General features: G+C 70.4%; 25 protein-coding genes. 8 read left to right on the forward strand and 17 right to left on the reverse strand.

What is annotated here, in order from left to right:
* The first annotated feature begins 54 nt into the window (after positions 1-54).
* Positions 55-576, forward strand: a complete 522-nt coding sequence (locus MPE_RS15205) for an SRPBCC family protein (protein WP_011830590.1) — start codon at positions 55-57, stop codon at positions 574-576.
* 347 nt (positions 577-923) lie between these two features.
* Here the strand turns inward: MPE_RS15205 and MPE_RS15210 are convergent, their stop codons facing one another.
* The 12 genes from MPE_RS15210 to murJ form a co-directional block, all read right to left on the reverse strand.
* A complete protein-coding gene (locus MPE_RS15210; RefSeq protein ID WP_011830591.1) occupies positions 924-1,934 on the reverse strand; it encodes an inorganic phosphate transporter in 1,011 nt (336 codons plus the stop codon).
* Between the two features lie 8 nt (positions 1,935-1,942).
* Positions 1,943-2,590: a DUF47 domain-containing protein gene (locus MPE_RS15215; protein ID WP_011830592.1), complete on the reverse strand. Its 648-nt coding sequence runs from the start codon at positions 2,588-2,590 to the stop codon at positions 1,943-1,945.
* Between the two features lie 66 nt (positions 2,591-2,656).
* Complete coding sequence (locus MPE_RS15220) at positions 2,657-3,397, reverse strand: deoxynucleoside kinase (RefSeq protein ID WP_011830593.1); 741 nt, start codon at positions 3,395-3,397, stop codon at positions 2,657-2,659.
* The gene (locus MPE_RS15225; RefSeq protein WP_011830594.1) at positions 3,394-3,750 is read right to left on the reverse strand and encodes a DMT family protein; all 357 of its coding nucleotides are present in this window, start codon (positions 3,748-3,750) and stop codon (positions 3,394-3,396) included. The genes MPE_RS15220 and MPE_RS15225 overlap by 4 nt, the downstream gene beginning before the upstream one ends.
* Before the next feature lie 9 nt (positions 3,751-3,759).
* Positions 3,760-4,251, reverse strand: coding sequence for a 2-amino-4-hydroxy-6-hydroxymethyldihydropteridine diphosphokinase (folK, locus tag MPE_RS15230; protein WP_011830595.1), 492 nt, complete (start codon positions 4,249-4,251; stop codon positions 3,760-3,762).
* Between the two features lie 2 nt (positions 4,252-4,253).
* The gene (gene pcnB / locus MPE_RS15235; RefSeq protein ID WP_011830596.1) at positions 4,254-5,861 is read right to left on the reverse strand and encodes a polynucleotide adenylyltransferase PcnB; all 1,608 of its coding nucleotides are present in this window, start codon (positions 5,859-5,861) and stop codon (positions 4,254-4,256) included.
* Positions 5,858-6,526, reverse strand: coding sequence for an HAD family hydrolase (locus MPE_RS15240; RefSeq protein ID WP_011830597.1), 669 nt, complete (start codon positions 6,524-6,526; stop codon positions 5,858-5,860). The genes pcnB and MPE_RS15240 overlap by 4 nt, the downstream gene beginning before the upstream one ends.
* Positions 6,523-7,203 carry a DnaA regulatory inactivator Hda gene (hda, locus tag MPE_RS15245; protein ID WP_011830598.1) on the reverse strand — a complete coding sequence of 227 codons (681 nt, stop codon included), beginning with the start codon at positions 7,201-7,203 and terminating at the stop codon, positions 6,523-6,525. The genes MPE_RS15240 and hda overlap by 4 nt, the downstream gene beginning before the upstream one ends.
* A gap of 10 nt (positions 7,204-7,213) precedes the next feature.
* Positions 7,214-8,275 (reverse strand): AI-2E family transporter, encoded by a 1,062-nt coding sequence (locus MPE_RS15250; protein ID WP_011830599.1) that lies wholly within the window; start codon positions 8,273-8,275, stop codon positions 7,214-7,216.
* 187 nt (positions 8,276-8,462) lie between these two features.
* A complete protein-coding gene (locus tag MPE_RS15255) occupies positions 8,463-9,332 on the reverse strand; it encodes a SirB1 family protein (protein ID WP_011830600.1) in 870 nt (289 codons plus the stop codon).
* Between the two features lie 66 nt (positions 9,333-9,398).
* Positions 9,399-9,602: a hypothetical protein gene (locus MPE_RS15260; protein ID WP_041929717.1), complete on the reverse strand. Its 204-nt coding sequence runs from the start codon at positions 9,600-9,602 to the stop codon at positions 9,399-9,401.
* Positions 9,603-9,758: 156 nt separating this feature from the next.
* Positions 9,759-11,324 carry a murein biosynthesis integral membrane protein MurJ gene (gene murJ / locus MPE_RS15265; protein WP_011830602.1) on the reverse strand — a complete coding sequence of 522 codons (1,566 nt, stop codon included), beginning with the start codon at positions 11,322-11,324 and terminating at the stop codon, positions 9,759-9,761.
* Positions 11,325-11,494: 170 nt separating this feature from the next.
* Here murJ and rpsT point away from each other — a divergent pair, with 170 nt between their 5' ends.
* Positions 11,495-11,788, forward strand: coding sequence for a 30S ribosomal protein S20 (gene rpsT, locus MPE_RS15270; RefSeq protein ID WP_011830603.1), 294 nt, complete (start codon positions 11,495-11,497; stop codon positions 11,786-11,788).
* Between the two features lie 58 nt (positions 11,789-11,846).
* Here rpsT and MPE_RS15275 read toward each other — a convergent pair whose 3' ends face one another.
* Positions 11,847-12,188, reverse strand: a complete 342-nt coding sequence (locus MPE_RS15275) for a DUF3579 domain-containing protein (RefSeq protein WP_041930219.1) — start codon at positions 12,186-12,188, stop codon at positions 11,847-11,849.
* Positions 12,189-12,384: 196 nt separating this feature from the next.
* Between MPE_RS15275 and MPE_RS15280 the strand changes: the two genes are divergently transcribed.
* The 4 genes from MPE_RS15280 to MPE_RS15295 are packed head-to-tail and all read left to right on the forward strand — an operon-like array spanning position 12,385 to position 16,848.
* On the forward strand, positions 12,385-13,617 hold the full coding sequence (locus MPE_RS15280; RefSeq protein WP_011830605.1) for an aspartate aminotransferase family protein: 1,233 nt from the start codon (positions 12,385-12,387) through the stop codon (positions 13,615-13,617).
* Between the two features lie 39 nt (positions 13,618-13,656).
* Entirely contained in the window at positions 13,657-14,619 is a 963-nt protein-coding gene (gene argF, locus MPE_RS15285) for an ornithine carbamoyltransferase (protein WP_011830606.1), read from the forward strand.
* Positions 14,620-14,656: 37 nt separating this feature from the next.
* The gene (locus MPE_RS15290) at positions 14,657-15,400 is read left to right on the forward strand and encodes a metallophosphoesterase family protein (RefSeq protein ID WP_011830607.1); all 744 of its coding nucleotides are present in this window, start codon (positions 14,657-14,659) and stop codon (positions 15,398-15,400) included.
* Entirely contained in the window at positions 15,397-16,848 is a 1,452-nt protein-coding gene (locus tag MPE_RS15295) for a serine/threonine protein kinase (protein ID WP_011830608.1), read from the forward strand. The genes MPE_RS15290 and MPE_RS15295 overlap by 4 nt, the downstream gene beginning before the upstream one ends.
* Positions 16,849-16,854: 6 nt before the next feature.
* Here the strand turns inward: MPE_RS15295 and MPE_RS15300 are convergent, their stop codons facing one another.
* Both MPE_RS15300 and MPE_RS15305 read right to left on the reverse strand, forming a co-directional pair.
* Positions 16,855-17,787: a bestrophin family protein gene (locus MPE_RS15300; protein ID WP_011830609.1), complete on the reverse strand. Its 933-nt coding sequence runs from the start codon at positions 17,785-17,787 to the stop codon at positions 16,855-16,857.
* Positions 17,788-17,833: 46 nt separating this feature from the next.
* Positions 17,834-18,214, reverse strand: coding sequence for a YdeI/OmpD-associated family protein (locus tag MPE_RS15305; protein WP_011830610.1), 381 nt, complete (start codon positions 18,212-18,214; stop codon positions 17,834-17,836).
* 129 nt (positions 18,215-18,343) lie between these two features.
* Between MPE_RS15305 and argG the strand changes: the two genes are divergently transcribed.
* Complete coding sequence (gene argG / locus MPE_RS15310) at positions 18,344-19,684, forward strand: argininosuccinate synthase (RefSeq protein WP_011830611.1); 1,341 nt, start codon at positions 18,344-18,346, stop codon at positions 19,682-19,684.
* Positions 19,685-19,789: 105 nt separating this feature from the next.
* Positions 19,790-20,581: a M48 family metalloprotease gene (locus tag MPE_RS15315; RefSeq protein ID WP_011830612.1), complete on the forward strand. Its 792-nt coding sequence runs from the start codon at positions 19,790-19,792 to the stop codon at positions 20,579-20,581.
* A gap of 25 nt (positions 20,582-20,606) precedes the next feature.
* Here the strand turns inward: MPE_RS15315 and MPE_RS15320 are convergent, their stop codons facing one another.
* Both MPE_RS15320 and MPE_RS15325 read right to left on the reverse strand, forming a co-directional pair.
* A complete protein-coding gene (locus tag MPE_RS15320; RefSeq protein WP_011830613.1) occupies positions 20,607-21,071 on the reverse strand; it encodes a hypothetical protein in 465 nt (154 codons plus the stop codon).
* Between the two features lie 130 nt (positions 21,072-21,201).
* Entirely contained in the window at positions 21,202-21,603 is a 402-nt protein-coding gene (locus tag MPE_RS15325; protein WP_036230038.1) for a 4a-hydroxytetrahydrobiopterin dehydratase, read from the reverse strand.
* Positions 21,604-21,613 lie beyond the last annotated feature (10 nt).

Here is a 21,613-nt window from a genome sequence, read left to right on the forward strand (position 1 = left end):
ACGCACGGCTCTCGCCCTGCGCCTTGTGTTCCCCCAACAGACAGGAGACTTTCGATGTTTTCACGGTGGCTCGCCCTCGCGGCACTGACACTGGCGTCCGGCGTGGCGCTGGCCCACGGCCCGACGCGCCAGAAGGTGGTCGAGAAGATCACGATCGACGCGCCGGCCGACGCGGTGTGGGCACAGATCAAGGACTTCGACGCGCTCGCCAAGTGGCATCCCGCCGTGGCCGAGAGCCCGGCCGACAAGGGCAACACCGAAGGCTCGGTGCGCACCATCAAGATCAAGGGCGGCGGCAGCCTCGTCGAGTCGCTCGAGCGCTATAACGCGGAGGGCAAGAGCTACAGCTACCGCGCCAAGGACGGCGGCGCGCTGCCGGTCACCAACTACACCTCGACGATCACCGTCAGCGGTGACGGCACCAAGAGCACCGTCGAATGGCGCGGCGCCTTCTACCGCGGCTTCCCGAACAACGACCCGCCGCCGGACCAGAACGACGAAGCCGCCGTCAAGGCGGTGACCGGCGTCTACCAGGCCGGCCTGGCGAACCTGAAGTCGCTGGCCGAGAAGAAGTGAGCGCCTGAGGCACCGGCTTGCACGCGGTTGCCTTCAAACGTACAAGATGGGCAGCGTCGGGCGCGCCATCAGGCCGGCGGGGCGCTCTGCTGCGCTCATGTCCCCCGCCGCCGGCCTTCGGCCGTCGCCTCCTCCTCTACTTCGCTCCGCAAAGCGCCCCACCGGCCTGATCCACGACCGTCATGGGTGTTCGACCGTTGCAACTCGCCGTTGTGTCTGCCAAGGACGTCGGGTGGCCGACGAAGCGAAGTAGAGGAGGAGGCCAGGCGCAGCCTGGCCGGGGGACATGAGCGCAGTCGGCCGCCCGATGGCCTTGGCCGCCGCGCCGACGAACAACGCAATCCGTATCAGAACACCAGCAGGCTCAGCCCGTAGAACACTGCTGCGATCAGCGCCGAGGCCGGGATCGTGAAGATCCAGGCCCAGACGATGCGGCCTGCGACGCCCCAGCGCACCGCCGACAGGCGGTGCGTCGAGCCCACGCCGACAATCGCGCCGGTGATGGTGTGCGTGGTCGACACCGGGATGCCCATGCCGGTGGCGAGGAACAGCGTGATCGCCCCACCGGTCTCCGCGCAGAAGCCGCCCACCGGCTTGAGCTTGGTGATCTTCTGCCCCATGGTCTTGACGATGCGCCAGCCGCCGAACATAGTGCCGAGCGCGATCGCGATGTAGCAGGACCAGATCGCCCACCACGGCGGTGACGTGTCGCCGGCCGCCGCGTAGCCCGAGGCGATCAGCAGCATCCAGATGATGCCGATGGTCTTCTGCGCGTCGTTACCGCCGTGGCCCAGGCTGTACATGCCGGCCGACACCAGCTGGGCGCGGCGGAACCAGCGATCGATGCGCAGCGGTGTCTTGCCGCGAAACATCCAGGCCACCAGTACCATCAGGCCCGAGCCAAGCACGAAACCGAGCAGCGGCGAGACGAGGATGAAGGCGACCGTCTTCATCACGCCGGCCAGCACCAGAGCGTCGGGCCCGGCCTTCGCGATCACGGCACCGACGATGCCGCCGATCAGCGCGTGCGAGCTCGACGACGGGATGCCGTAGTACCAGGTGATCAGGTTCCAGGCGATCGCGCCGACCAGCGCGCCGAACACGACGTTCGGATCGACGATGCCGGGCTGCACGATGCCCTTGCCGACGGTCGCCGCCACCGACAGGTGGAACACGAAGATCGCGACGAAGTTGAAGAAGGCCGCGAACACCACCGCCTGCTGCGGCTTGAGCACGCCGGTCGACACGACGGTGGCGATCGAGTTCGCCGCGTCGTGGAAGCCGTTCATGAAGTCGAACGCGATCGCCAGCAGCACCAGCAATGCCACGACCCAGAAGCTGATTTGGACCGCCTCCACGAACGGTCTCAGGAATTCTCGAGGACGATGCCCTCGATCAGATTGGCCACGTCCTCGCAGCGGTCGGTGATCGACTCGAGCATCTCGTAGATCGCCTTGAGCTTGATCAGCTCGCGCACGTCGGGCTCCTCGCGGAACAGCTTGCTCATGGCCGAGCGCATCACGCGGTCGGCATCGCTCTCGAGGTGGTCGATCTCCTCGCAGGTCTTCATCGCCGCCTCTACCGCGCTCGGCTCGCTGATGCGGGGCAGCAGGGCCACCACGTCGCGCACCCGCTCACAGCAGCGGGCGCTGAGCTGACCCAGGCGCAGCGTCTCCTCGGTCATGCGGCGCACGTCGTAGAGGCTCATCGTCTCGGTCGTGTCCTGCAGCAGGTCGAGCACGTCGTCCATCGCGTTGATCAGGCCGTGGATCTGCTCGCGGTCGAGCGGCGTGATGAAGGTCTTGTGCAGCAGGCGGTTGACCTCGGCGGTCACCTTGTCGGCCTTCTTCTCGGCGGAGATCACGGCCTCGGCGTAGCGCTCGCGCTCGACGGCGTCGCCGTAGTGCTCGATCATGCCGATGAACGCTCGCGCGCCCTCGACGATGTGCTCGCCGTGCTGGTTGAACAGCTCGAAGAAATTGCCTTCACGCGGCAGCAGCTTGCCGAACAGCATGGACGCTCCAGATGCAGGTGCGGCGCCGAGGGCCGGCGCCGCGCGAGGCGGATTGTCACATTACTGTCACAGCTCGATCAGCCCCCCGGCGACGGTGTCGCCGATCTGTCCATCGGCACCTCGACCGGGCGGATCCGGCGGGTCGAAGAGCTCGAACGGGCCCTTGAAGCCATCGATGCGATCGAGCAGCCGCCGGAAGTCGGCCGGGTTCTCGCTGGGGTGGAAGACCTCGGTGTTGATCGCCAGCACCGGTGCGCCCCGGTGGTTGGCGAAGTAGCGCACGTAGCCGCGACACAGCGAGCCGAGGTAGTCCTCGGTGATGTGGCGCTCCATCTCGATGCCACGGCGGCGGATGCGCGCCATCAGCACGTCGGGCTCCGCCTGCAGCCAGATGACCAGGTCGGGCTGGGGCGCCTGCGCGCTGTGACGCTTGTAGATCTGGCGGTAGAGCGCGAGGTCCTCGTCGCCCAGCGTGAGCATCGCGAAGATCGCGTCCTTGGCGAACAGGAAGTCGCTCACCACGCCGTGGTCGAACATGCCGCCCTGCCCCAGTTCCTTCATCTGCTCGACGCGCTGGAACAGGAAGCTGAGCTGGGTCTGCAGCGCCAACGGGTTGCCGCGACCGCGGCCCTGCGGCGTCCCCATGTGCTCGTAGAAGCGCGCGAGGTAGGGGTTCTCGGCCGGCTGCTCCAGCACCAGCCTCGCGCCCCAATGGGCCGCCAGCGTGCGGGCGAGCGTGGTCTTGCCCACGCCGATCGGCCCTTCCACCACCACGTGCGCGAAGCGCATCCCGGCCGCAGCGCTCATGACGACCGGAACATGAAGTACACCGCCGCCACCAGGCACAGGCCAGCCCACAGGTAGTCGAGCTTCAGCGGCTCGCGCAGGTAGAACACCGCGAACGGCACGAACACGCTCAGCGTCACCACCTCCTGGATGATCTTCAGCTGACCGACGCTGAACTGCTGCACGCCGATGCGGTTGGCCGGCACCATGAGCATGTACTCGAACAGGGCGATGCCCCAGCTCAACAGGGCCGCCACGTACCAGGGCCGGTCGGCCAGGTTCTTCAGGTGGCCGTACCACGCGAAGGTCATGAAGACGTTGGACGCGGTGAGCAGCAGGATGGTCTGCAGCGGGATGGGCAAGGACAGGTTCATGCGCGGCTTTCAGTCGGAGGGGCAACGCTCGACGGTCTGGTCGGCGACACCCGGCAGCCAGTCCGCCACGGCGCCGCGGCCGGGCAGCGCCAGCGCCGGCGCGATCTCGGCCAGCGGGAGCAACACGAAGGCGCGCTGGTGGAGGCGCGGATGCGGCAGCGTCAGCGTCGGCGTGTCGAGGCGGGTATCGCCGTGCAGCAGCAGGTCGAGGTCGAGCGTGCGCGGCGCGTTGCGATAGGGGCGCTCGCGGCCGTTCACCTGCTCGATGGCCTGCAGCGCGGACAGCAGCGCGTGGGGCTCGAGCGCGGTGTCCAGCGCCGCGACGGCGTTGAGATAGTCGGGGCCGCTGGAATCGATCGGCGCGCTGCGGTACAGGGAAGAGACTGCCACCAACCGCGTGTCCGGCAGCGCTGCCAGGGCGTCGAGCGCGACCTGCAGCGTGAGCCGCGCATCGCCCAGGTTGGCGCCGAGACCAACGTAGGCCCGCCGCAGCACCGTCATGTTCAGGCGTCTCCGTCGCCTGCCGACGCGCCCACCGGCACCTCGCCGGCGCCGGTCGCACCGCCGGCCGGCTTGCGACGCCGGCGCCGGCGCTTCTTCGCCGGTGCGTCGACGGCGCTGGCCAGAGCGGATTCGCCGCCACCGCCGGTGTGATGTCCACCGCTGCGGCCCATGCCACCGCCAGCCGCACGACGGCCCTGGTCTTGCTCGCGCGCCAGATCGAGCAGGGCGCGGCGCTCCTCGTCGTCGCCGAGCGAGAAGTCTTCCCACCACTCGGCCAGTTCGGGCTCCACCTCGCCGGTGTCGGCGCGCAGGCGCAGGAAGTCGAAGCCGGCGCGAAAGCGCGGCTGCTCCACCAGGCTCAGCGGCGTGCTGCCGCTGCGGCGCTCGAAGCGCGGCTGCATCATCCAGATCTCGCGCATGTCGGTGCCGAGCTTGCCGCGGCCCGAGATGTCGCCGATGCGCATGTCGAACACGCCGTCGATCGCCAGCTGCAGCGCCGGGAACGGCGGCTCGCCCTGGGCCTTGGCGCGCTCCCAGCCTACCAGCACCTCGTGCCACAGCAGGCAGGCGAGCAGAAAGCTCGGCGCGACCGGCTTGTCCTCGCCGACCCGGCGGTCGGTGTCGGCCAGCGCGGCGTCGATGAAGGCGGCGCGCGCCGGGTTGCGCCCGGCATCGGCCAGCACCGCGTCGAGCAGCGGGAAGATGCCCGGCGCGTCGGGGCCTGCGCCCAGCAGTCCCTGCTTGCGCAACTGGGCAATCGAGGCCAGCGCATGGCCGGTCTGCAGCAGCTTGATCATCTCGTCGAACAGCCGCGAGATCGGCACCGCCTCGAGCAGGGCCGCGCAGTCGCGCATCGGCGCGCGCGTCTTGGGCTCGATCTCGAAGCCCAGCTTGGCGGCGAAGCGCACCACCCGGATGATGCGCACCGGGTCCTCGCGGTAGCGCGTGACCGGGTCGCCGATCATGCGCAGCAGGCGCTTCTTCGCGTCGGCGATGCCGCCGTGGTAGTCGACGACGATCTGCGTCTGCGGGTCGTAGTAGAGCGCGTTGACGGTGAAGTCGCGCCGCGCGGCGTCTTCGTGCTGGGGGCCCCAGACGTTGTCGCGCAGCACGCGGCCGCTGGCGTCCACCACGTGGCTCTTGCCGGACAGCTCGGCCTTGGAGGTCTTCTCGTTGCCGGCCACCTGCTCGGCCGCGGCCGCGTCGAGGTAGGCGCGGAAGGTCGACACCTCGATGACCTCGTGCTCGCGCCCGCGGCCGTAGACCACGTGCACGATGCGGAAGCGCCGCCCGATGATGAAGGCGCGGCGGAACAGGCCCTTGACCTGCTCGGGCGTCGCGTTGGTGGCGACGTCGAAGTCCTTGGGCCGCAGGCCCAGCATCATGTCGCGCACCGCGCCGCCGACGATGTAGGCCTCGTAGCCGGCCTCGTGCAGCGTGGCCACGACCTTCAGCGCGCGGTCGTCGACCAGCGCCGGATCGATGCCGTGCTCGGCCTGCGGCACCTCGACGCGCTTGCCGGCCTTGGCCTGGCCCTTGCCGGGGCGTGCCGCCGGCGTGCCGTCGTCGCCCTTGCCGAGCAGCTTGTTGATGAGTCTCTTGATCATGGGAACAGTTTCAGTAGGGGCCACCCGCGTTCACGGGCGATCGCCTCGAGCGCCGGCGAGGGGTTGGTCGCGACCGGGTGGGTCGCGAGCTCGAGCAGCGGCAGGTCGTTGGTCGAGTCGCTGTAGACGGTGACGCGCTCGGAGTCTTGCACACGCCGGCCCATGCCGTGCAGCCACTGCTGCACACGCACCGTCTTGCCCTCGCGGAACGACGGCGTGCCGTGGATGCGGCCGGTGACGGCGCCGGCCGCGTCGCGCTCGAGTTCGACCGCAATCAGCGTCTCGACGCCGAAGGCGGCCGCGATCGGCCGGGTGACGAACTCGTTGGTCGCGGTGACGATGGCCGTCAGCTCCCCGCGCCGCTGGTGCTCGCGCACCAGTGCCAGCGCCTCGGGCCGGATCGCCGGGCGGATCAGCTCGCGCATGAAGCGCTCATGGGCGGCGGCCTGCTCGGCCGCCGGGCGCTCCCGCCATGCGCGGGTGGCGAACTCGACGTAGGCCGCGATGTCGAGCGTGCCGTCCTGGTACTGCGCATAGAAGGCGTCGTTGGCGCGCCGTTGCTCGGGACCGTCGGCCCAGCCCAGCGCCACGACGAACTCGCCCCAGGCATGGTCGGAATCCAGCGGCAGCAGCGTGTGGTCGAGATCGAACAGGCAGAGATTCATGCACCTTCCTTCGTGGTCTGCTCGGCCAGCATGCGCTTGAGCAGGGGCACGGTGACCGCGCGCTGCTCGCTGAGCGCAAATTCGTCCAGCGCGTCCAGCAGCGCCATCAGCGAGCCGAGATCACGCGCGAAACGGGTCAGTAGATAGCCCGTCACGTCGTCCGACAGCGCGATGCCGCGGCGGCCTGCCTCGCGCTGCAGCGTGACGCGCATCTCCGCCTCGGCGAGCGGCAGCAGCTGGAACACCGGCCCCCAGCCCAGGCGCGTGCGCAGGTCCTCGCGCACCGGCAGGTCGACCGGCGGCAGGCGCCCGGCCGCGACCACCGGCACACGGTGCGTCGCGGCCTCGACGAACAGCGCGAAGGCGGCGTGCTGCCGGGCAGCGTCGAAGTCGTCGCAGCCGTCGAGCAGCACCAGGTCGACGCCTTCGCCCCAGGTCCAGGGCGTCTCGAGCGACGGACCGAAGGCACCGACGCGCCGGCCCTGCACCGCCGCCTCGCGGGCCAGCGCACGCAGCAGGTGGGACTTGCCGGCACCGGCCGGCCCCCACAGGTAGAGCGGGGTCGGCGAGGCCGATGCCGCGCGCACGGCGCCGACGGCCGCCGCATTGGCGCCCACCGCGAAGTTCTCGAAGCTCTGCGCCGGGCCGGGCCCGAGCTGCAAGGGCAGTTGCTTCATGCGGACGGCATCACCCCTGGTACAGCGGACTGCTGAGGTAGAGCGCCTTCAGGCGCTGGAAGGCCACCACGCCGACCGCGCTGACCGGCAGCGCCACCAGCACGCCGATGAAGCCGAACAGCTGGCCGAAGGCCAACAGCGCGAAGATGACGGTGATCGGGTGCAGGCCGATGCGCTCGCCGACCAGCCGCGGCGTGAGGTAGAAGCTCTCGACCACCTGGCCCAGGCCGTAGACGACCGCCACCGCGACGATGCCGTACAGCCCGCCGAACTGCAGCAGGCCGACCAGCAGCGCCAGCGCCAGGCCGAGCCCGAAGCCCACGTAGGGGATGAACACCGCGACGCCGGTGAACACGCCCACCGGCAGGGCCAGGTCGAAGCCGAACAGCGCCAGGCCGATGCTGTAGAAGGCCGCCAGGATGCCCATCACCAGCAGCTGGCCCCGCAGGTACTGCCCGAGCATGCGGTCGCAGTCGCCCATGAAACTGTCGAAGCCGGGGCGACGGCGCGGCGGCACCAGCGCCTGCACGCGGGCCACGATCTGCGGCCAATCGACCAGCACGTAGTACAGCACCAGCGGCAGCAGCACCGCGCCGCCCAGCAGGCCCAGCATGAAGCTGCCGCCGATGCGCAGGGAATCCAGCGCGGTGGCGATCCAGCTCTCGGTGTTGTCGCCCACGTGGCCGAGGATGAAGGCCTTGATGCTGGCCACGTCGAGCGACACGTCGACGCCGAAGCGCGCCAGCGTCGGCTGCAACCAGCGATCCAGCCGCGTCAGCAGCTCCGGGATCTGGTCGCGCAGCACCGGCAGCTCCTTCACGAAGATGGGCACGATCAGCAACAGCACCGCCAGCAGCACCAGCAGGGCCAGCACCTCCACCAGCAGGGCGGCCAGCGGCCGCGGCACGCGTCGGCGCGTCAGCCCGTCGACCAGCGGGTTGAGCGCATAGCCCAGCACCGCGGCAATGACGAAAGGCGTGAGCACCGGCCCCAGCAACCACAGCGCGAGCGCCAGCGCAGCTCCGATGACGAGCCAGGCCAGGCTCTGCTTTTGGGCGGCGGTCAGGGTCATGGGTGAGGTCGTGAACGGGCGACGAGGCGGGCGACGCGCAGCCGGCGTCGGCGAGTGGGCGGCCCCTGCCTGGCGGGCCGCTCCGGTGAAAGTCGGATTTTATGGGGCGCCCCGGCCGAGCCGGACCCGGAGGTGTTTCGCGCCGGCCCATGCCGGCCACGGCGCGCCGGGATCGCTCGGCGGCGGATCAGTGCAGGCGCGGCCGGCCCTGCGCCCGCAACTCGGCTGCGCGCTCGGCGATCGCGCGCCGGTCCTCGGCCTGCGGGCTGTGCGCCACATACGCGTCCAGGTCGTCGGCAGCGGCCTCCCAGACGCCCAGTTCGGCCTGGGTCAGGCCACGATCGCGCCGCTCGTCCCATTCGCGCGGCAGCAGCAGCACCAGCCGCTGCTGCACCGCCAGCAGGCGGGGCCAGTCCTCGGCCGCGCGGTGGATCTCCTTCAGGTTGCGCAGCAGCCGCGCGAGCACCTCGCGCGGCGACGCCGCCTGCAGGAACAGGCCCAGCGGCATGTCGAACTCGCCCTGCAGGCCCTGGCGCCGCTTGTAGGGCACCAGGCGCTCGTCGAGTTCGTCGCGCGACAGCGACTGGCCGGAGAAGGGATCGAGGATCACCTCGCCCTGCGGCATCCTCACCTTGACCAGGAAGTGGCCGGGGAAGGACACCCCGCGCGCGGTAAGCCCCACCTGTCCGGCGAACTCGAGATAGATGATCGCGAGCGAGATGGGGATGCCGCAGCGGGTGCGCAGCACCTCGTGCACATAGCTGTTGCCGCTGGCGTAGTAGTCGTTCAGGTTGCCGGCGAAACCCAGCTCCTGGAAGAAATAGCGGTTGAGGAAACGCAGCTTCTGGACCGGTGGCGCATCGGCCGGAATCCGGCGCTTGAGCCGATCGGCCAGCACGTCGAGTTCCGCCAGCACCGACTGGCTGTCGAGCAACGGGTGCTCGTCCTGGGCGATCGAGATGGCAGCCTCGGTGAGCGAGAGGCTGGCGTCGTCGGCCACCAACGCGGCGAAATGCTCGAGCGCGGTGGGCACCTCGACGGAAAACGGTGCGGACATGCACCGAGTCTAGAGCGGATCGTCAGCAGCGGCGAGCCGACCCCGGCCCGCCGCCCGGGCGCGGCCTCAGTTGCTCAGTCCCTTCTTCGCTTCCTTGGTGGCGTCCTTGATCTTGTCGCCGGCCTTCTCGACCTGATCGCCCACCTTCTCGGCGGCGTTGTCGATCTGCTTGCCGGCGCGCTCGGCCGGACCTTCGGCGGGCTGGCAGGCGGCCAGCGCGAACAGGGTGCTCAGGGCCATCACGGCCAAAGTGGAACGGGCGGTGTTCATGGGCTTCTCCTCGGTGTGCTTGGGTGCCGGTTGGATTCGGTTCTGCGAGGCCACCGCGCATGTGCTGCGACCTGGAGGCACTGTAGGCAGCCGGCTCCGACCTGTCGGCCGGACGCTGGCGCGACGCCCTGTAGGCGGCGTCCTACCGGGACGGCCTCAGCCGCGGCGCGCGAAGTGCCGCACCCGCACGCCCAGCGCCAGCAGCGTGCCGAAGTACAGCACCGCCGCCGCCAGCAGCACGGCAGCCAGCGTGCCGGCACGCTGCAGCTCGCGCGCGCCGAGCGCCACCCAGTCGAAGGTCTGGGCCGCCCAGGTCAGCCCGGCCCCCATCAGCAGGCTCGCGACCAGCACCTTGCTGCCGAACGCCAGCCAGCCCGGCGCCGGCCGCCAGCTCCCGCGCCGGTACAGACCGATCAGCAGCCAGAGGGCATTGACGAGCGCGCCGCAACCGATCGACAGCGCCAGGCCAGCATGGCCGAGCCGCGGCACGAACAGCAGGTTCAGCAACTGGGTGAGCACCAGCACCACGATCGCCACCTTGACCGGCGTGCGGATGTCCTGCTTGGCGTAGAAGCCTGGCGCCAGCACCTTCAACGCCACCAGCCCCAGCAGACCGGCGCCGTAGCCGCGCAGCGCGGTGACGGTCTGGTGCACGTCGAAGGCGCTGAACGCCCCACGGTGGTAGAGCACCGACACCAGCGCCTCGGGAAACACGATCAGCGCCACCGCACAGGGCAGCGCCAGCAGCACGACCAGGCGCAGGCCCCAGTCCAGCAGCGCGGCGTAGCGCTCGCTGCCGCCTTCGGCCTGCGTGGCCGACAGCTGGGGCAGTAGCACCACCCCGAGCGCCACACCCAGCAGCGCAGTCGGGAACTCCATCAACCGGTCGGCATAGGTCAGCCACGACACCGCGCCAGCGCCGATCTGCGTGGCGATCTGGGTGTTGATCAGCAGCGAGATCTGCGCCACCGACACGCCCAGGACCGCTGGCGCCATCTGCTTCAGCACGCGGTGCACGCCGGGGTGGTGCCAGGCACGGCGCAGGCGCGCCACCGACAGGCCGAAGCTCGGCAGCGCGCCGATGCGCTTCAAGGCCGGCAGCTGCACGGCGAGCTGCAGCATGCCGCCGACCATGACGCCCAGCGCGAGCGCGTAGATCGGCTCGATGCCCCAGGCCTTGAAGTGCGGCACACCCCACCAGGCGGCGGCGATGAACGACAGGTTCAGCAGCACCGGTGTGGCCGCCGGCACCGCAAAGCGCTTCCAGGTGTTCAGGATGCCGGCCGACAGCGCGACCAGCGACATGAAGCCGATGTAGGGGAACATGAAGCGTGTCATGGCGACCGCGACGTCGAAGCCGCCGCTCTTCTGCAGACCCTGCGCCATCAGCCACACCAGGACCGGCGCGCCGACGACACCCAGCACGCAGGTCACGAGCAGCGCCCACAGCAGCACCGTGGCGACGGCATCGATCAGCGCGTGCGTCGCCTCGTCGCCGTCGCGCGCGCGACTCTCGGCCAGCAAGGGCACGAAGGCCTGCGAGAACGCACCTTCTGCGAACAGCCGGCGCAGCAGATTGGGGATGCGGAAGGCGACGTTGAAGGCGTCCGTCATCACGCTCGCGCCGAACGCCGCCGCCACCATCTGTTCGCGCACCAGCCCGGTGATGCGCGACGCCAGCGTCAGCAGGGAGACGGTCGACGCGGCGCGCAGCAGGTTCATGGAGGGGATGGGTTGGCCGATCGCGGGTCGAGAGCGGGGCAGCCGGGCAAGGCAGGTGCGCGAGTATAGAAGTGCCTACTAACGTGGGTTCACGCCGGCCCTCGGCCCCATGGACGACCTCGGGGCCGGTGATATACTCGCAGGCTTTCCCCCCGGAACCCCGTCACACAATGGCCACCTCTTCCAAAGTCAAGAAATCGGTCCGCATCGCGTCGGGCCGCAAGCGCGTGCGTCAGGACGTCCGCCTGAACGCCGCCAACACCTCGCTGCGCTCGAAGTTCCGCACCGCCATCAAGGGCGTGCTCAAGGCCGTGGCCACCGGCGACAAGGCCAAGGCCGGTGAAACCTTCAAGTCGGCCCAGAAGGTGATCGATTCGATCGCCGACAAGGGTCTGTTCCACAAGAACAAGGCCGCTCGCTACAAGAGCCGCCTGTCGGCCAAGATCAAGGCGCTGGCGGCCTGAAACCGCATCCGGGTGGGAAACGAGAGGGGCTCCGCAAGGAGCCCTTTTTCATGGGTCTTCAACGGTCGGGGGCCGGCGGCACATCCGGCAGCAGGCAGGCGTCGACCACCTGCAGCTGGTTGTCGCGCGCGAAGTTCATGACGAAGTCCCAGGCCATCGGCTCCAGCTCGCGCAGCGCCTCGTTGACGACCACGCACTTGACGCCGTTGATCACGTTGGGTACGCAATAGGGCGAGTAGCCGATGTAGGCCGCGCGGCCCTTCTGCGCGCCGCCGGGACGGAAGCTGGACATCGCGCCGGCCAGCCGCTCGGCCCAGTCGCTGGGGCGGAAGCTGCGCCCGTCCAGGGTCAGGCCCTGGATGAAGACTTCTCTCGGTTTGGAGCGTTCGGGTGTGGGCACGGACAGGCGCAGACGGGACACCGCTGGGAGCGGCCAGGGACGACGCTATTGTGCTGCAGTGCAGCAGGTGCAATCGGCAAATCGGTGCGAGCCAGCGAGACGCACGGCGTCGCTGCGTTGTCGTCGGGCATCCGTAGAATCTCGCAGGCGCAGCATCCGTGATGGACTGCGCCTTTTTCATTCAAGGAAGCCGCTCATGAACGCGCCCGAAGCCCCGAAGCCGCCGCCGTCTCCCCACGTGATGAACACCTACGGCCGCCTGCCGTTCGCGCTGTCGCATGGCCAGGGCTGCCGCGTGTGGGACACCGAAGGCCGCGAGTACCTCGACGCGCTGGGCGGGATCGCCGTCAACACCCTGGGCCACGCCCACCCGAAGCTGGTGCCGGCGCTGACCGACCAGATCGGCAAGCTGATCCACTGCTCCAACTACTATCAGGCGCCGATGCAGGAGCAGCTGGCCGCCAGGCTGTGCGAGCTGAGCGGGCTGACCAATGCCTTCTTCTGCAGCACCGGCCTGGAGGCCAACGAGGCCGCGCTGAAGATCGCGCGCAAGTTCGGTCACGACAAGGGCATCGACCGCCCGGAGATCATCGTCTACGAGAAGGCCTTCCACGGCCGCTCGATCGCCACGCTGTCGGCCACCGGCAACCCCAAGGTGCAGGCCGGCTTCGGGCCGCTGGTGGAGGGCTTCGTGCGGGTGCCGCTGAACGACGTGGCGGCGATCGAGGAAGTCGCCCAGACGCGGCCGAACGTGGTGGCGGTCTTCCTGGAAGTGATCCAGGGCGAGGGCGGCATCAACCCGGCGACCGTACCCTACCTTCAGGCCCTGCGCCGCCTATGCGACGAGCACGACTGGCTGCTGATGCTGGACGAAGTGCAGTGTGGCATCGGGCGCACCGGCAAGTGGTTCGCCCACCAGTGGGCCGGCATCCACCCCGACGTGATGCCGCTGGCCAAGGGCCTGGGCTCGGGCGTGCCGGTCGGCGCGGTGGTGTGCGGCCCGCGCGCGGCCGGCGTGCTCGGCCCGGGCAACCATGGCACCACCTTCGGCGGCAACCCGCTGGCGATGCGCGCCGGCATCGAGACGCTTGCCGTGATGGAGCAGGACCGCCTGCTGGAGAACGCCGCGACAGTGGGTGAACGGCTGCGCGCCGGACTGGCGCGCGAACTGGCCGACCTGAGCGGGCCGAACGGCGTCACCGAGATCCGCGGCCAGGGCCTGATGATCGGCATCGAGCTGGCGCGCCCGTGCGGCGAGCTGCTCGGCCGCGCCGCCGAGGCCGGCCTGCTGCTCAGCGTGACCGCCGACCGCGTGATCCGGCTGGTGCCGCCGCTGATCCTCAGCGCAGCCGAGGCCGATCGGGTCGTGGCGATCCTGTGCCCGCTGATCCGCCGCTTCCTCGCCGAGCCGCCGAAGCCGGCCGCCTGAGCCGTGCACCGCCCCTCGACCTCCGCCCGACCGAGCGCCATGAAACCCGGCTCCAGCCTCATGAAGCACTACCTGCAGTTCAAGGACCTCCGCGCCGAGGAGTACGCCTACCTGTTCGAGCGCGCCGCGATCATCAAGCGCCGCTTCAAGAACTACGAGAAGTACACGCCGCTGTTCGACCGCACGCTGGCGATGATCTTCGAGAAGGCCAGCACCCGCACACGCGTGAGCTTCGAGGCCGGCATGTACCAGATGGGCGGCTCGGTGGTGCACCTGACCACCGGCGACAGCCAGCTCGGCCGCGCAGAGCCGGTGGAGGACAGCGCACGCGTCATCAGCCGCATGGTCGACCTGGTGATGATCCGCACCTTCGAGCAGGCCAAGCTCGAGCGCTTCGCCGCGCATTCGCGGGTGCCGGTGATCAACGGCCTGACCAACGAATTCCACCCCTGCCAGATCCTGGCCGACCTGTTCACCTACATCGAGCACCGCGGTACGCAGGACGGCGGCGCGAAGGCGGCCGACTGCCTGCGCGGCATGGTCGTGGCCTGGGTCGGCGACGGCAACAACATGGCGCACACCTGGCTGCAGGCCGCCGAGATCCTGGGCTTCACGGTGCACGTCAGCACACCCGGCGGCTACGAGATCGACCCGGTCGTGGCCGGCATCTCGGGCACCCACTGCTACAAGGTCTTCGCCGACCCGATGGATGCCTGCCGTGGCGCCCACCTGGTGACCACCGACGTGTGGACCAGCATGGGCTACGAAGCCGAGAACGAGGCCCGCAAGCAGGCCTTCGCCGATTGGTGCGTGGACCGCGAGATGATGGCCGCGGCGCGCCCGGATGCGCTGTTCATGCACTGCCTGCCGGCCCATCGCGGCGAGGAGGTCGAGGCCGAGGTGATCGATGGCACGCAGTCTGTGGTCTGGGACGAGGCCGAGAACCGCATGCACGTGCAGAAGGCCCTGATGGAGTACCTGTTGCTCGGCCGCATCGGCTGAGCCGGCAGGCTGCGGCGTCGCCCGACGGTGCACTGCCATGAAGCTCGCGCTGCTGACCGACCTGCACGCCAACCGCGAAGCCTTCGAGGCCTGCCTGGGCGCGGCCGCATCCTGCGGGGCGACCGACTACGCGATCCTCGGTGACCTGGTCGGCTACGGCGCCGACCCGGCCTGGGTCGTCGACCGGGTGCGCGCGCTGGCCCGCAATGGCGCCATCGTGCTCAAGGGCAACCACGACGAGTCCGCCGCGCAGGGGCCGCGACCGACGATGGTCGACGACGCGCGCCGTGTCATCGCCTGGACCCGGGCGCGGCTCGACGCCGATCAGCTCGCCTTCCTCGACGCCCTGCCGTTCACCGTCGAGCGGGACGGCTGCGGCTTCGCCCACGCCAACACCTGGGCTCCGGCCGGCTGGGAGTACGTGACCAGCCGGCACGACGCCGTGCGCTGCCTGCAGGCCACTGCAGCGCGCCACGTGTTCATCGGCCACGTGCACGAACCGCGGCTCTACCACCTGGCCGGCACCGGCAAGTCCGGTGATTTCGTGCCGGTGCCCGATGTCGAGATCCCGGTGCCGGCGCACCGGCAGTGGCTGGTGCTGCCGGGTTCGGTGGGCCAGCCGCGCGACGGCGATCCGGCAGCCTGCTGGGCGCTCTTCGACACCGACACGCGCAGCCTGTGCTTCCACCGCGTGCCCTACGACCACGAGACGGCGGCCGCGAAGGTGCGCGAGGCCGGCCTGCCGGATCGCCTGGCCGATCGGCTGATCGAGGGTCGATGAGCGGCAGCGCCGGTCCCGTGCCGCTGCAGCCGGGCGCCGTGGTCGACGGCTTCCGGCTCGAGGAGCACCTGCACCAGGGCGGCATGGCCAACCTGTGGCGCGTCACCCACCCGGACCACGCGCAGCCGATGCTGATGAAGCTGCCGCGCATCAAGGGCGGCGAGGACCCGGCCACCATCGTCGGCTTCGAGGTCGAGCAGATGATCCTGCCGCGTCTGCAGGGGCCGCACGTGCCGCGCTACGTGGCGCAGGGCGATTTCACCGCGCAGCCCTACCTGGTGATGGAACAACTGCCGGGCGAGTCGCTGCGCCCACGGCTGGACCGCGCGCCGCTGCCGATCGACGAGGTGGTGACCATCGGCGCCAAGGTCGCCACCGCGCTGCACGACCTGCACCGCCAGCACGTGATCCATCTCGACGTGAAGCCGAGCAACATCCTGTTCCGCCGAGCGGCCGACGGCAGCGAGGCCGAGGCGGTGCTGGTGGACTTCGGCCTGTCACGCCACGACCACCTGCCCGACCTGCTGGACGAGGAGTTCACGCTGCCGATGGGCACCGGCCCCTACATGTCGCCGGAGCAGATCCAGTTCGTGCGCGACGAGCCGCGCAGCGACCTCTACGCGCTCGGCGTGATGCTCTACCACCTGACGACCGGCGAGCGCCCGTTCGGCCAGCCGACCAGCATCGCCGGCCTGCGCCAGCGGCTCTACCGCGAGCCGGTGCCGCCGCGCGTGCTGCGCCCCGACTGTCCCCCGTGGCTGCAGGAGATCCTGCTGCGCTGCCTCGAGCCGCGCGCCGACCAGCGCCACGACACCGCAGCCCAGCTGGCCTTCGACCTGATGCACCCGCAGCAGGTGCCGCTGACCGCCCGGGCCGAGAAGCGCGAGCGCTCCGGGCGCCTGCGGGCGCTGCGTCGCTGGTTCGCGTCGGTCGGGTCGGAGCCGCAGGCCAGCGGCGGCGCCAGCGCCGACCTGCCGCGGCACGCGATCCTGATGGCGGCGGTCGACGTCGGCGGCACGCCGGGGCTGCTGGAGACGCTGCGCGACACCGTGCAGCATTTCCTGCAGGCCGAGGCCGGTGCACGACTGGCCTGCGTGGGCGTGATGAAGACCACCCGCATCGGCATGGACGAACTCGTGGACGCCGAAGGCAGCAGCCTGCACGTCAAGCAGCTGGTCGCACTGAAGCACTGGGCCCGGCCGCTGCAGCAGGCGCTGGGTCTCGACGGCCTCGATCGCAGTGGCCGCGTGACATTCCACGTGCTCGAGGCGCCCGATGCGGCGAACGCGATCGTCGAGTTCGCGCGCCGCAACGAGGTGGACCACATCATCATGGGCGCCCGCAGCGCCTCGCCGCTGCGTCGCTACCTCGGCAGCGTGTCGGCCCAGGTGGTGGCGGAGTCGGACTGCAGCGTGACCGTGGTGCGCGACCCGGCCGGCCGCGGCTGAGCCGCGTCAGCGCAGCACACCGGCCAGCGGCGCCAGCGGCGGCGGCAGGTCCGTCTCGCCCAGCGCCTCCAGCAGGTTGATCTCGATGGTGCGGCAGATCGCCTCGAGCGGCAGGTGGTTGGGCTTCAGGCCGAACGGGTCCTTGATCTCGTCGCCCACGGCGTCGAGGCCGAAGAAGGTGTAGGCGACGACGAGCACCACGAAAGGCGTCAGGTAGCCGATGAGATCGACCAGACCGAACGGCAGCAGGAAGCAGTAGACGTAGGCAGTGCGGTGCAGCAGCAGCGTGTAGGCGAACGGGATCGGCGTGCTCGCGATGCGCTCGCAGCCGGCGGCCGCGGCGGCCAGCCCCGAGACGTGGGTGTCGATCTCGGCGGCGATGCGGGCATCCACCTGCCCGGCGCGCAGCGCCTCGCCGAGGCCGCGCCCCACGCCGCGCAGCAGGTGCTCGGTGCCCAGGCTCGCGGCCCGGAAGGCGCGGGCCTCGTCCGCGCCGAGCAGGCGCTCGATGTCGGGGCCGGCATCGCTGTCGCGCAGCTGGTGGCGCAGGGCGTGGGCGAAACCGATGGTCCGCCGCACCAGCACGGCCCGCGCGTCGTCGGCCGGGTCGGGCGCCGCGGGGGTCTGGAACAGCGTCTGCACCTCGCGCGCGAGGCTGCGCGAACGGTGCACCACATCACCCCAGAGCCGGCGGGCCTCCCAATAGCGGTCGTAGGCCGCGGTGTTGCGGAAACCGAGGAAGATCGCCAGCGCCAGTCCGATCAGCGAGAACGGCACCGGGGTCAGCGTCACCTTCCACTGGAACAGCATGCCGTGGCTGAATGCGACGGCAGTCGCGAGCACGGTGCAGGTGGCCAGGCTCCAGAAGATGCGCGGCAGGATCGACCCGCGCAGCGCGAAGAACAGCCGCAGGGCGTTCGGGCGGTCGACGACGATCATGGCGCGGACGGGCTCGGTGGCCGGCCGGGAGCACGCAGGTCGCGCATCAGGCCGGCGGCTTGTGCCAGAGGCCGCTGCGCCGCGCCTCGTCGACCTTGGCCTGCCCGGCCGGCTGCATCAGGCCGGCGGCCTCCAGCGCCTCGGCACGGCGCTGGTGCGGACCGGACCAGGCACTCTTGGGCTTGCGCGGCGCGAACCACAGCAGCGAGCGGCGCTCGTCGAGCCGGCCCTGCTTGCTGTCGATCCAGCCGAAGCACAGCGCCTCGTCGATCGCCTCGTCCAGCGTCGGCGCCTCGTGGTCGCTGCCCTTGCGGGCCATCACCAGCCACACGCCGTTGGCCTGGCCCTGATGCCGGCTCAGCCAGCGGCGCCATGCAGCGCGGTCGGCCGCTTCGACGGCGTGGGGGGGCAGGGTGTCTCCAGGCATCGCGGGCTTTCTCGGTCGGGGGCGGTTCGGGGGCGCGCCTAAAATCTCGGCTTCGCCGATTTGACCTCACCCGCGCGCCCTCCCCGCCCGCGCCCCGGCGAGCCCGAACCCGCAGCACTGTTCCCCACCATGGCAACCATCCTCCAGCACCTTCCCACCGGCCAGAAGGTCGGCATCGCATTCTCCGGCGGACTGGACACCAGCGCCGCGCTGCACTGGATGAAGCTCAAAGGCGCCCTGCCCTACGCCTACACGGCCCACCTCGGCCAGCCCGACGAGCCCGACTACGACGAGATCCCGCGCAAGGCGATGCAGTACGGCGCCGAGAAGGCACGCCTGATCGACTGCCGGGCGCAGCTGGTCGCCGAAGGCCTGGCCGCGCTGCAGGCCGGTGCCTTCCACATCTCGACCGCCGGGGTGACCTACTTCAACACCACGCCGATCGGGCGCGCGGTCACCGGCACGATGCTGGTCGCGGCCATGAAGGAGGACGACGTCCACATCTGGGGCGACGGCAGCACCTTCAAGGGCAACGACATCGAGCGCTTCTACCGCTACGGCCTGCTCACCAACCCGGCGCTGAAGATCTACAAGCCCTGGCTCGACCAGACCTTCATCGACGAGCTCGGCGGCCGTGCCGAGATGTCGGCCTTCATGACGCAGGCCGGCTTCGGCTACAAGATGAGCGCCGAGAAGGCCTACTCGACCGACTCCAACCTGCTCGGCGCCACGCACGAGGCCAAGGATCTGGAGCACCTGAGCAGCGGCATCCGCATCGTCAACCCGATCATGGGCGTGGCGTTCTGGCGCGACGAGGTCGAGGTGAAGCGCGAGGAGGTGACCGTGCGCTTCGAAGAGGGCCGGCCGGTCGCGCTGAACGGCATCGAGTTCGCCGACCCGGTGGCGCTGCTGCTGGAGGCCAACCGCATCGGGGGCCGCCACGGGCTGGGCATGAGCGACCAGATCGAGAACCGCATCATCGAGGCCAAGAGCCGCGGCATCTACGAGGCCCCGGGTCTGGCGCTGCTGCACATCGCCTACGAGCGCCTCGTGACGGGCATCCACAATGAAGACACGATCGAGCAGTACCGTGACAACGGCCGCAAGCTCGGCCGCCTGCTCTACCAGGGCCGCTGGTTCGACCCGCAGGCCATCATGCTGCGCGAGACCGCGCAGCGCTGGGTGGCGCGCGCCGTGACTGGCGAGGTCGCGCTCGAGCTGCGCCGCGGCAACGACTACTCGATCCTCGACACGCGCTCCCCCAACCTCACCTACCAGCCCGAGCGGCTGTCGATGGAGAAGGTGGAGGATGCCCCGTTCTCGCCGGCCGACCGCATCGGCCAGCTGACGATGCGCAACCTCGACATCGTCGACACCCGCGCCAAGCTCGGCATCTACGCGAAGAGCGGGCTGCTGTCGCTGGGCAGCGGCGCGGCGCTGGCGCGCCTGCAGAACGACGACCCGTCCTGAGCCGGCCCGGGGCCCGGCGGCAGCCCAGCCGGCTCCGGTCTGAACGGCGCGAAGGGGCTTTCACACCCACGTCACAAGGCGTAGTCTCCGCCCAGGAGGCTTGCAATGAACGCTGGGTGCCGCCGTGTCCTGACCCTCGCGCTGACTGCGGCTTGCGCCGGCGCCCCGGCGCTGGAACTCGCCTACGAACCGACCTCGCTCAACTGGACCGCCGGCGAGGTCGGGCGCATCGGCACCGAGACGCTGCAGCAGACCGTGGCCAGCGCCGCAGCACGCGACCGGCTCGGTTGCGTACAGCACTGCGAGCGCCTGCAGCGCATCTTCGACCGGCTGGTCGCCGAAGCGCGCCGGCAGACCCCGCGCGCCGCCGTGCTGCCGTGGTCGCTGACGGTGCTGCACCACGACGACACCGGTGCCTTCGCGCTGCCCGACGGCCAGGTGGTCGTGTCCGAGACGCTGATCGAGGATCGCGGCCTGTCCGACGAGGCGCTGGCCTTCGTGCTGGCGCACGAGATGGCGCACAGCATCCTCGAACACGAACGCCAGATGCTGACCGCCGGACGCCTGCTGCTGCCGCGCCAGGTGGAGCGCAGCGTGCCCGACATGTATGTCGAGCTCGAGCACAACTTCGGCCTGCTGAAGTCGCTGGAGCCGGTTCTGCAGCAGGGCGAGTTCGAGGCCGACGAACTGGGCCTGCTGCTGGCCGCGCTGGCCGGTTTCGCGCCGGCCCGGCAGCTCGAGTTCATGCAGAACGAGGTGGCCGAGGACGACGGCCGGCGGCCGGTCGCCGCCACGCACCCGCCGGCCACCGAGCGGCTGGCGCGGCTGCAGGAACGGCTGCCGCTGGCCTGGCGGCTGGTCCAGGCGCGTCGGGAGCACGCGACCCGCCGCCCCTGAGCGCCGAAGCCGGCGTGGCGCCGGCTCAGTTTGGCAACGCTGCCAGGCTGTCGCCCTGCACCAGCACGCGGTCGTTCACGCGGAGGCCGAGGTCACGTTGTCCCACCACGGTCTGTGTCCCGCCACCGTCGAGTTCGACGGTGTATTCATAGCGGGGCTGCGGCGGCGCCTTGGGGCCGGCGTCGACAGTGGCCGCCGGCGCGGCCGGTGCCTCGGATCGGGCTGCCGGCGCAGACGCCGACGCGCGCTTGTCGCGCTTGCCGCTCGCCGGCGGCTTCGCCTTGGCGGCCGGGGCCGGCTTGGGCACCGCGGTTGGCACGGCGGCGGCGGCCACCGGTGGGTCGACCCATGCCGCGAAATAGGTGATCCGGCTCACCGTGGCATTGCCCTGCGCCGCAGCGGACCCGCCCGGTTCGGCAGGACGAGACGAGGCACAGCCCGCCAGCGCGACGGCGAGCGACAGGGCGAGGGCGGGAACACGGACGGGCATGGCGGGGCACTCCTCGAGGCGATGCCGAGCGAGTGTGCCCAAGCCCGCGGCCTGCGCGCATGAACTTGCGTGGCGCGGCCTCCCGCATTCGAGTGGCTTGCCAGGCCCGCGGTCGCGCGGCAGCCGCCGCTCACGCCGGGTCGTCGTACTTCAGGTACTTGAAGCGGGCGTCGTCGTTGGGCGTGCCCTCGAGCACCGCGCCCGCCTCCTTCGCCGGCTGCCACTGGACCACCTCCTCGATCTTCTTCGCCAGCGCGAAGTCCTTCTCGGTCACGCCCTTGGCGGCGTGGTTGACCAGCTTCACCACCACGAAGGCGTAGCTGACCGCCAGGTCCGGGTGGTGCCAGGCCGCCTCGGCGAGATGCCCGACGGTGTTGACGACCATCAGCGTGGCCTTCCAGCCGCTGGTCCTGTACTTGCGCCGGATCCAGCCATCCTCGTAGGTCCAGTGCGGCAGTTCGGCCTTCAGCCGGGCCTCGATCTCCTCGGGAGCGTAGACCTCGTCGGCCCCCTTGCTGCGCCATTGCGTCATCGCCGTCTCC

Origin of the sequence: Methylibium petroleiphilum PM1 (genome assembly GCF_000015725.1) — a bacterium.
GTDB lineage: Bacteria > Pseudomonadota > Gammaproteobacteria > Burkholderiales > Burkholderiaceae_C > Methylibium > Methylibium petroleiphilum.

What these genes read in the sequence shown, in the direction of transcription:
- folK (WP_011830595.1), bottom strand. Translation starts at nt 4,251, where the DNA reads ATGACGGTGCTGCGGCGGGCCTACGTTGGTCTCGGCGCCAACCTGGGC.
- MPE_RS15250 (WP_011830599.1), bottom strand. Translation starts at nt 8,275, where the DNA reads ATGACCCTGACCGCCGCCCAAAAGCAGAGCCTGGCCTGGCTCGTCATC.
- MPE_RS15325 (WP_036230038.1), bottom strand. Translation starts at nt 21,603, where the DNA reads ATGACGCAATGGCGCAGCAAGGGGGCCGACGAGGTCTACGCTCCCGAG.
- MPE_RS15280 (WP_011830605.1), top strand. Translation starts at nt 12,385, where the DNA reads ATGAACGCGCCCGAAGCCCCGAAGCCGCCGCCGTCTCCCCACGTGATG.
- MPE_RS15240 (WP_011830597.1), bottom strand. Translation starts at nt 6,526, where the DNA reads ATGAATCTCTGCCTGTTCGATCTCGACCACACGCTGCTGCCGCTGGAT.
- MPE_RS15290 (WP_011830607.1), top strand. Translation starts at nt 14,657, where the DNA reads ATGAAGCTCGCGCTGCTGACCGACCTGCACGCCAACCGCGAAGCCTTC.
- MPE_RS15260 (WP_041929717.1), bottom strand. Translation starts at nt 9,602, where the DNA reads ATGAACACCGCCCGTTCCACTTTGGCCGTGATGGCCCTGAGCACCCTG.
- MPE_RS15300 (WP_011830609.1), bottom strand. Translation starts at nt 17,787, where the DNA reads ATGATCGTCGTCGACCGCCCGAACGCCCTGCGGCTGTTCTTCGCGCTG.
- pcnB (WP_011830596.1), bottom strand. Translation starts at nt 5,861, where the DNA reads ATGATCAAGAGACTCATCAACAAGCTGCTCGGCAAGGGCGACGACGGC.
- MPE_RS15295 (WP_011830608.1), top strand. Translation starts at nt 15,397, where the DNA reads ATGAGCGGCAGCGCCGGTCCCGTGCCGCTGCAGCCGGGCGCCGTGGTC.
- murJ (WP_011830602.1), bottom strand. Translation starts at nt 11,324, where the DNA reads ATGAACCTGCTGCGCGCCGCGTCGACCGTCTCCCTGCTGACGCTGGCG.
- argG (WP_011830611.1), top strand. Translation starts at nt 18,344, where the DNA reads ATGGCAACCATCCTCCAGCACCTTCCCACCGGCCAGAAGGTCGGCATC.
- MPE_RS15315 (WP_011830612.1), top strand. Translation starts at nt 19,790, where the DNA reads ATGAACGCTGGGTGCCGCCGTGTCCTGACCCTCGCGCTGACTGCGGCT.
- hda (WP_011830598.1), bottom strand. Translation starts at nt 7,203, where the DNA reads ATGAAGCAACTGCCCTTGCAGCTCGGGCCCGGCCCGGCGCAGAGCTTC.
- MPE_RS15225 (WP_011830594.1), bottom strand. Translation starts at nt 3,750, where the DNA reads ATGAACCTGTCCTTGCCCATCCCGCTGCAGACCATCCTGCTGCTCACC.
- MPE_RS15220 (WP_011830593.1), bottom strand. Translation starts at nt 3,397, where the DNA reads ATGAGCGCTGCGGCCGGGATGCGCTTCGCGCACGTGGTGGTGGAAGGG.
- MPE_RS15255 (WP_011830600.1), bottom strand. Translation starts at nt 9,332, where the DNA reads ATGTCCGCACCGTTTTCCGTCGAGGTGCCCACCGCGCTCGAGCATTTC.
- MPE_RS15205 (WP_011830590.1), top strand. Translation starts at nt 55, where the DNA reads ATGTTTTCACGGTGGCTCGCCCTCGCGGCACTGACACTGGCGTCCGGC.
- rpsT (WP_011830603.1), top strand. Translation starts at nt 11,495, where the DNA reads ATGGCCACCTCTTCCAAAGTCAAGAAATCGGTCCGCATCGCGTCGGGC.
- MPE_RS15215 (WP_011830592.1), bottom strand. Translation starts at nt 2,590, where the DNA reads ATGCTGTTCGGCAAGCTGCTGCCGCGTGAAGGCAATTTCTTCGAGCTG.
- argF (WP_011830606.1), top strand. Translation starts at nt 13,657, where the DNA reads ATGAAACCCGGCTCCAGCCTCATGAAGCACTACCTGCAGTTCAAGGAC.
- MPE_RS15320 (WP_011830613.1), bottom strand. Translation starts at nt 21,071, where the DNA reads ATGCCCGTCCGTGTTCCCGCCCTCGCCCTGTCGCTCGCCGTCGCGCTG.
- MPE_RS15305 (WP_011830610.1), bottom strand. Translation starts at nt 18,214, where the DNA reads ATGCCTGGAGACACCCTGCCCCCCCACGCCGTCGAAGCGGCCGACCGC.